This window comes from Streptomyces torulosus, assembly GCF_001419765.1.
GTDB lineage: Bacteria > Actinomycetota > Actinomycetes > Streptomycetales > Streptomycetaceae > Streptomyces > Streptomyces torulosus.
Genome location: NZ_LIRK01000746.1, coordinates 1 through 5,822, shown reverse-complemented (window position 1 = coordinate 5,822; position 5,822 = coordinate 1). Strand labels below are relative to the sequence as shown.

The following is a 5,822-nucleotide window of genomic DNA, read 5'->3' as shown; positions in this document are numbered from 1 at the left end:
GAGTTCGAAGCCCCACCAGGGTCCGAGGCGTCCGACGCCGACCTGGACCTCGTCGGAGACGCACAGGGCGCCCGCCCGCCTGGCAGCGGTGAACACGCCGTCGAGGTAGCCGTCGGGGAACACGATGTTCCCGCCCGATCCCATCAGGGACTCGGCGATGAAGGCGGCCGGGGGTCGGCCGTCGGCCGAGATCCGCTCGAGGTCCGCTCGCACCAGTCGTACGACGTGTAGGACAGGCTGAAGCCGTGGCGGCGGCCGAGAACATCGAGCACCTGCTGGGCGGGGGGCAGTACCTCGGTGCCGATGCCGCCGCCCCGGATCAGGGCGATCCGGTGGTTCGTCGTCATGGCGTCGATTGCAGCAGGGCGGTTGGTGGGGCGTCCAAGACGCAAAGCGGATCTGTCTTATAAGCGGGGCCTATCAGCTGTCGGCGGCCGAGGTCGCGGCCGTGACGAACGCGGCGGCTGCGGGCGACAGGAGGCCGCGGCGGGCGACGAGGGCGATGTCCAAGGTGTTCTCCGGCTCGATGTCCAGAACGCGGGCGCCCACGGAGCCGCGATAAAGCCGCCTTATAGGGCGGCCTTATAAGGCACATCGGAATTGGGTCTTGGACGCGCTGCCCCGCCCGCTGCTGCAATCGGCCCTATGACGAACCAGAACCACCGCCTCGCCCTCGTCCCCGGTGACGGCATCGGGGCCGAGGGCGTGCCGCCGACCCGGCGATTCGGCGAAGGTGCCCGTCCCCTCCTGGGACGGCACCGCGTGGTTCCTGCCGTCCGGCGGCGCCTGCGACAAGGCGAAGGACGAGTCGTTCTGAGCCAATACCGACGGCGGTGACACTGCCCAGAATTTTCGCGGCGTGATCGTGGCGAGTCCCCACCGCCCCTGCGGGGCGTGCTCGCCCGCCCCTTGCCGCACGCCACGCACCCGCACGCTTGAACACGCTCCGAGAGAAGGCCCGGCCTGCCATGACCGCCGTAGCGCACCGCAGCGAGCACGGCCTGCTCGGTTATCGCGACGTCCCCGCTGAGGCGTACTGGGGCCGATGCGTCGCGGGGATCACGGCCAACATCCAGGCGCTGCGGGCGGCGGTGGAGAACTCGATCGGTCTGGTCACCGCCCTCAACCCGTACATCGGCTACGAGGCGGCGATCGGCATCGCCCAGGAGGCCCTCGCCACCGGACGCGGGGTCGCCGAACTCGTCCTGGACAAGGGCCTGCTGCCCGCCGGGCCCCTCGCCGAGCTCCCGCGTCCCGAGGCCGTCGCGGGACCCGGTCAAGCCCTGGTGTGACGTGAGCAGGCGCGACCCCGACTGACATTCGCCCCCAACTACCCGTAAGGGAGCAGGAATTCGCCATGTCCCTACCCCGCCATGCCCAGACGCGGCCCGTCCCCGAGGCGGCGGTGCTGGACGGGCTGCCCCCGGTCCGTGAGGTGAGTGCCGCGGAAGTGGCCGCCCGGATCGCCGGCGGTCCCCGTCTCGTCGTCCTCGACGACGATCCCACCGGCACCCAGACGGTCGCCGACGTACCCGTCCTGACGTCCTGGACGGTGGACGACCTGCGCTGGGCGCTGTGCCAGGACAGCGCCGTCTTCTTCGTCCTCACCAACACCCGCAGCCTGTCCCCCGCGGACGCCGCCGCACGCAACCGCGAGGTGGTCCGCGCCCTGCACGCCGCCGCGGCGGCCGAGGGCACCGGCTACGTCCTGGCCAGCCGCGGCGACTCGACGCTGCGCGGCCACTTCCCGCTGGAGACCGACGTCCTCGCCGAGGAGCTGACCGAGCTGGACGGCAGAGCCCCGGACGGCGTCGTGCTGGTGCCCGCCTACATCGAGGCGGGCCGGCTGACCGTCGGCTCCCACCACTGGATGCGGACCACGGACGGACTGCTCCCGGTCGGGATGAGCGAGTTCGCCCGCGACGCCACCTTCGGCTACCGCAGCTCCTCGCTGCCCGAGTGGGTCGAGGAGAAGACGGGCGGACGCGTCCCCGCTGACGAGGTCCTGCGCGTCACCCTGGACGACCTGCGCGGCGGCGGCCCGGCGCACACGGCACGGCTGCTGTCCTCGCTGCGCGGCGGACGGGTGGCCGTGGTCGACGCGGTGTGCGACGACGACCTGCGCGTGCTCGCCCTGGCCCTGGCGCGGGCGGAGGAGAGCGGCACTCGGCTGCTGTACCGGGTCGGGCCGTCCTTCGTCAGAGCCCGCGCCGGACAGGCGGCGCGGGCCCCGCTCACCCCGGCCGCACTGCGCCGGCTCACCCCAGCCGCAGTGCGCCCGCCGCACGGCGGCGCACCCCACGGTCTCGTCGTCGTGGGGTCTCACATGGCGCTCACGACAGAGCAGTTGGACCGGCTGCGGGAGCGCGGCGGGATCGCCGAGTACGAGCTGGACGTGGCGCTGCTGCTCGACGAGGGGCGGCGTGACGCCCACATCGCCGAGGTCGCGGCCGCGGCCGCCGACGCGCTGGACTCGGCCGATGCCGTGATCCGCACCTCTCGGGTGCTGGTGACGGGTGCCGACGCGGACGACAGTCTGGCGATCTCCCGCCGGGTCTCCGCCGCGCTCGTCCAGGCGGTCCGCCAGGTCAACGCCGCCCGGCGGCCCGCTTTCGTCGTCGCCAAGGGCGGCATCACCTCCAGCGACACCGCCACCCACGGCCTCCGGATCCGCCGTGCCTGGGCCCGGGGCACGCTGCTGCCGGGCATCGTCTCGCTCTGGGAGCCCGTGGACGGCCCCGCCGCCGGCATCCCCTACATCGTCTTCGCCGGGAACGTCGGGGGCGCCGACGCCCTCGTCGACGCCCTCGACCTGCTCAGGAGTGCCTGATGCTGCTGCACGGAACCGATGCCCTGAAGGAGGCCGCGGCCGCCGGTCACGCCCTGCCCGGGTTCGTCGCCTACAACCTGGAGACGGTCCAGGGGATCACGGCCGCCGCCGAGGCCGCGGGACGGCCGGTCGTCATCCAGGCGGGCTCCAGTCCCTTCAAGCACGCCGGTCGCGAGGCCCTGATACGGCTGGCGCTGGACGCCGCCGCACGCTCCACGGCCCTTCTCGGAGTGCACCTCGACCACAGCCGGGACCTGGACGAGATCACGGCCTGCCTGGAGGCGGGCTACACCTCCGTCATGGTCGACGGCTCCCACCTGCCCTTCACGGAGAACATCGCGCTGACGCGGGAGGCCGTCCGCCGGGCCCGCGACCACGGCGCCTGGGTGGAGGCCGAACTCGGTGCCCTCCCCGGCGACGAGGACGTCTCCACCGACGCCGTCGCGCACACGGCGGCGATGACCGACCCTCGGCAGGCGGCCGAGTTCGTGGCCGCGACAGGCGTGGACGCGCTCGCCGTCGCCGTCGGCAACGTCCACGGCTTCACCCAGCACCCGGTCCGCCTGGACCTGGAGCGGCTGGCCGCGATCCACGAGGGCGTGACCGTCCCTCTCGTCCTGCACGGCGCCAGCGGTCTGCCCGTCGAGGAACTGCACGGCGCCCTCGCCCGAGGCGTGGCCAAGGTCAACGTCAACGCCGAGTTGCGCCGCGCCTACCTGGAGGCCACGCGCACGGCCCTCCCGTCCGCGCTGCCCGGCTCCGACGTGGTCCTGCTGTGGGCGGCGGGCCGCGACGCGGTCCGGGACGCCGCCCTGGAGGTCATCGGCCGCCTCAGCCCCCGCGCTGAAGGGACGCACGCGTGACCTGATCCCGCCCCGCTGCCCCAGCCGCACCACACCGCCAGACACAGGACCGTCGTGCGCCCCCGGCCGTGCGCGTCGGCGCACGGTTCGCACCGCTCTGTCCCGCGCTCTCGTGCCCTCCTGGGCACGCGGGCCGATACCTCACCCTGTTGGAGCCACCATGTCCACCACTGCCTCGATCGCCGTTTTGCACACCAGCCTGCTGTTCGTCAATCCCGATTCGGTCATCAACGACTACCTCGCGGAACTCGCGCCGGACGCCAGGGTCCTGCACTTCGTCGACAGCGACGTGCTCGCAGCCGTGGTGCGCGACGGCGAGGTCTCGCCTGCCAGCACGCAGCGCATGGTGCACCTGGCCCAGGCCGCGCAGGCCGCGGGCGCCGACGTCATCTTCTCCGCCTGCTCCTCGGTCGGCCCGGCCATCGACGTGGCCCGACGCCTCGTCTCCGTCCCGATCGTCAAGATCGACGACGCGATGACCACGTCCGCGGTCGAGACCGCCGACGTCATCGGCGTCCTGGCCACGGTCCCTACGACGCTGCCGCCGACCCGTGCCCTCGTCGAGGAGAAGGCCCGCGCGGCCGGCCGCGACATCACCGTCCGCGAGCTGCTCTGCGAGGGCGCCTTCTCGGTGCTGATGTCCGGTGACCGCGACCGCCACGACGCGATGGTCCTGGACGGAGCACGGGCGCTGGCCACCGAGGTCGACGCGATCGTACTGGCGCAGGCATCCATGGCACCGCTGGCTCCCGCGATCGCCGAAGCGGTCGGCAAGCCCGTGCTCTCCAGCCCGCGCAGCGGAGCGGAGAACGCGGTGCATGTGCTGAACGAGCAGAGGGCTGAACCTGCCCATGCCACAGCCAGGTCCTGGGAGACCACGCAATGGCAGGGAGGCTGCGGAGCGAGGTGATTGAACCACTGACCGTGGCCGTCCCCGGCCGGAACACAGGAGCCAGCATGCCGAGGTTCGCAGCGAACCTGTCCATGATGTACAACGAGCACGATTTCCTCGACCGCTTCGCTGCGGCCTCGGCTGACGGCTTCCAGGGGGTCGAGTACCTCTTCCCCTATGCGTACGACGCCGCCGAGCTGCGCCGCCGGCTCGACGACCACGGCCTGGAACAGGTGCTCTTCAACGCACCTCCAGGAGCGTGGGAGTCCGGAGAGCGCGGGATGGCGGCACTGCCCGGACGTGAGGCGGAGGCGCGTTCCGGGGTGGACCGGGCGCTGGAGTACGCGGCGGCGCTGGGCTGCCCGCGGGTGCACCTGATGGCCGGGCTGGTCCGACCGGACGCGACACCGGCCGAGCGGGCCAAGCACCGCGACACCTACCTGACCAACCTGGCCTGGGCCGCACAACGGGCCGATGCGGCGGGCGTCGACATCCTGATCGAGCCGATCAACGGCCGAGACATGCCCGGATACTTCCTGAGCACCCAGGCCGAGGCCCACGCCGTGGTGCAGGAAGTGGGAGCCGCCAACCTCAAGGTGCAGCTCGACCTCTACCACTGCCAGATCGTTGAGGGCGACCTCACCACGACACTGTGCCGCGACCTGCCGACGGGCCGGGTCGGTCATCTGCAGATAGCGGGCGTGCCCGACCGGGGTGAACCCGACCAGGGTGAGTTCAACGTCCGCCACCTGCTCGACGTGGTCGACGAGCTGGGCTTCGACGGGTGGACCGGCTGCGAGTACCGCCCCCGCGCCGGCACGAGCGAAGGTCTTGGCTGGCTCAACGACTACCGCAGCCACCGAGCAGAAAGCGCACGAGGATGAGCGGTACGGCCTCGCCCCTGACCTGGTCACCTTCGCCAAGGGCGTCACCTCCGGATACGCCCAGCCCGCCCTTCATCACCACCGACGACCAACTCCGCTGGCCCGTCGCCGACATGGCCTCCACCACGCAACTCCTCACCGCCGACCCGGCCGCCCAGGCCGGCGCCCATGAGGCCTTCGAGACCACCTACGCCCTGCTGTCGGGCCTCATCACCATCCACCAGCGCCACGCCGACGACTACGCCGCGCCCACGCGCCCCGATCTCCAGGAGACCCACCGTGTCTGACACCTTCGTACCCCCCGGCATCGAACTGGGCACCGACACGGCGCCCGTGCACAACCCCTACACCGG

The 5,822-nt window shown here is 72.2% G+C and carries 7 protein-coding genes and 2 pseudogenes; 6 read left to right on the top strand and 3 right to left on the bottom strand.

Going from position 1 to position 5,822, the window contains the following annotated elements; all coding sequences use genetic code 11:
- The 3 genes and pseudogenes from AOK23_RS38980 to AOK23_RS47395 form a co-directional block, all read right to left on the bottom strand.
- Positions 1–144 (bottom strand): aminotransferase class III-fold pyridoxal phosphate-dependent enzyme (locus AOK23_RS38980; RefSeq protein WP_240496761.1); only part of this gene is annotated, 144 nt, incomplete at its 3' end.
- A 59-nt stretch (positions 145–203) separates the two neighbouring features.
- Positions 204–347, bottom strand: a pseudogene (locus tag AOK23_RS46180) (tartrate dehydrogenase); the annotation flags it as partial.
- Positions 348–420: 73 nt separating this feature from the next.
- A complete protein-coding gene (locus AOK23_RS47395) occupies positions 421–549 on the bottom strand; it encodes a hypothetical protein (protein WP_420823789.1) in 129 nt (42 codons plus the stop codon).
- Between the two features lie 494 nt (positions 550–1,043).
- Here AOK23_RS47395 and aspA point away from each other — a divergent pair.
- From aspA to AOK23_RS48235, 6 genes and pseudogenes are all read left to right on the top strand, one after another.
- Positions 1,044–1,292, top strand: a pseudogene (gene aspA, locus AOK23_RS38975) (aspartate ammonia-lyase); the annotation flags it as partial.
- A 65-nt stretch (positions 1,293–1,357) separates the two neighbouring features.
- The gene (locus tag AOK23_RS38970; RefSeq protein WP_055717189.1) at positions 1,358–2,830 is read left to right on the top strand and encodes a four-carbon acid sugar kinase family protein; all 1,473 of its coding nucleotides are present in this window, start codon (positions 1,358–1,360) and stop codon (positions 2,828–2,830) included.
- On the top strand, positions 2,830–3,693 hold the full coding sequence (locus tag AOK23_RS38965) for a class II fructose-bisphosphate aldolase (protein ID WP_055717188.1): 864 nt from the start codon (positions 2,830–2,832) through the stop codon (positions 3,691–3,693). The genes AOK23_RS38970 and AOK23_RS38965 overlap by 1 nt, the downstream gene beginning before the upstream one ends.
- Positions 3,694–3,853: 160 nt before the next feature.
- Entirely contained in the window at positions 3,854–4,603 is a 750-nt protein-coding gene (locus AOK23_RS38960; protein ID WP_055717187.1) for an aspartate/glutamate racemase family protein, read from the top strand.
- Between the two features lie 47 nt (positions 4,604–4,650).
- On the top strand, positions 4,651–5,469 hold the full coding sequence (otnI, locus tag AOK23_RS38955) for a 2-oxo-tetronate isomerase (RefSeq protein WP_055717186.1): 819 nt from the start codon (positions 4,651–4,653) through the stop codon (positions 5,467–5,469).
- A gap of 113 nt (positions 5,470–5,582) precedes the next feature.
- Entirely contained in the window at positions 5,583–5,756 is a 174-nt protein-coding gene (locus AOK23_RS48235; RefSeq protein WP_157878287.1) for a hypothetical protein, read from the top strand.
- Positions 5,757–5,822 lie beyond the last annotated feature (66 nt).

What these genes read in the sequence shown, in the direction of transcription:
- otnI (WP_055717186.1), top strand. Translation starts at nt 4,651, where the DNA reads ATGCCGAGGTTCGCAGCGAACCTGTCCATGATGTACAACGAGCACGAT.
- AOK23_RS38960 (WP_055717187.1), top strand. Translation starts at nt 3,854, where the DNA reads ATGTCCACCACTGCCTCGATCGCCGTTTTGCACACCAGCCTGCTGTTC.
- AOK23_RS38970 (WP_055717189.1), top strand. Translation starts at nt 1,358, where the DNA reads ATGTCCCTACCCCGCCATGCCCAGACGCGGCCCGTCCCCGAGGCGGCG.
- AOK23_RS38965 (WP_055717188.1), top strand. Translation starts at nt 2,830, where the DNA reads ATGCTGCTGCACGGAACCGATGCCCTGAAGGAGGCCGCGGCCGCCGGT.
- AOK23_RS48235 (WP_157878287.1), top strand. Translation starts at nt 5,583, where the DNA reads ATGGCCTCCACCACGCAACTCCTCACCGCCGACCCGGCCGCCCAGGCC.